The organism is Actinomycetota bacterium, from assembly GCA_009923495.1.
Taxonomy (GTDB): domain Bacteria; phylum Actinomycetota; class Actinomycetes; order S36-B12; family UBA5976; genus UBA5976.
Genome location: RFTJ01000055.1, coordinates 1 through 1,201, shown reverse-complemented (window position 1 = coordinate 1,201; position 1,201 = coordinate 1). Strand labels below are relative to the sequence as shown.

Genomic DNA, 1,201 nt, shown 5'->3' with positions numbered 1-1,201 from the left:
TGGGGGTCATCGTTGGGCAGTCCTGACGCATGGACTTCCTTGACGTTGTGCCATTGGGTCATCTTCGGGTCGTAGCCCAGCAACTCGCAGGCTCGGCGGTACTCGCAGAGGGCAACGTGGTTCTGCTCCAGTTCGGCGTTGGATATGGATATCATGAGCCGCTCAAGGGCATTAGTAAGGGCTTCTGCAGGTCTTGTGGAGTAGTAGGTCATGGCGCAAAATTAACGCTATTTATGCCGAAAATTGGGAATTTATACCGCTTCGGGTGTAGGCTCATAAAAAAAAATAAAAAAAAATTGACGCAAGAGGTCGCAAAAAGGAAAACGGTTGTATCTTTGACCTACAAACCAACCACTAAACCTAAAAACCATGAACAACCAACCCAACAAATTAGAGCAAAAGATTAAGGACAGTTTTATTGCTTATTTTGATAGGCAGCCAGTACACATTAAAATAGATGGCGAATACGCCACTGTAGATGGATTTTATTGCAGAATATTAAACAATAAGACAATCCGTACAAAGCGTGGCATAACCTGGAGAAAGGATTTCTAACCAACCGAGGGGTGCGACTCGCCAACGCACATTCTTAAACCACTAAACCCCAAACCCATGAACAACCAAACCAAAGCCAAGCTGGAGGCAGCAGTTGTCACCGCTTACATCATGCTCACGACCTGCCTCGGCATAGTCGTATTCGGCAGATTCATCTACGCACTCATCACCAACTAAACCCCAAAACCATGCACAAATTCAAAACCACCAACATCAAAGGCAAGGATTACGTCGAAGTAAACCAACGCCTACTCTACTTCCGCAACGACAAAGCCTACACAGGTTGGAGCATCGAATCGGAACTCGTTGACCTGCAACCCGACCGTTGCTGCATTCGTGCCGTCATCAAGGACGCAGAAGGCCGCATCAGGGCAACAGGCCATGCTCATGAGGACCGCACCAGTTCCATGATAAACAAAACCTCCTACGTCGAGAACTGCGAAACCTCTGCCTTCGGTCGCTGCCTTGCCGCTCTTGGAATTGGAATCGAAACGAGCATCGCATCAGCCAACGAGGTGCAGATGGCCATTGCCCAGCAAGCCAACCTTGACGACTTGAGCGACCGACTTGGCTTGGTTGCGACATACGATGACCTCGACATGGCTACGCTCAAGGCTGACTTCATTAAGTTGGTCGAGCAACTCCC

2 protein-coding genes are annotated in these 1,201 nt (G+C 48.8%); both read left to right on the top strand.

The genetic code is table 11. The features are described from left to right. Positions 1–29 precede the first annotated feature (29 nt). The gene (locus EBS36_07490) at positions 30–407 is read left to right on the top strand and encodes a hypothetical protein (protein ID NBU32990.1); all 378 of its coding nucleotides are present in this window, start codon (positions 30–32) and stop codon (positions 405–407) included. A 336-nt stretch (positions 408–743) separates the two neighbouring features. Then, positions 744–1,201, top strand: a 458-nt coding sequence (locus EBS36_07485) for a hypothetical protein (GenBank protein NBU32989.1), incomplete at its 3' end; no start/stop codon positions are given.

What these genes read in the sequence shown, in the direction of transcription:
- EBS36_07490 (NBU32990.1), top strand. Translation starts at nt 30, where the DNA reads ATGGACTTCCTTGACGTTGTGCCATTGGGTCATCTTCGGGTCGTAGCC.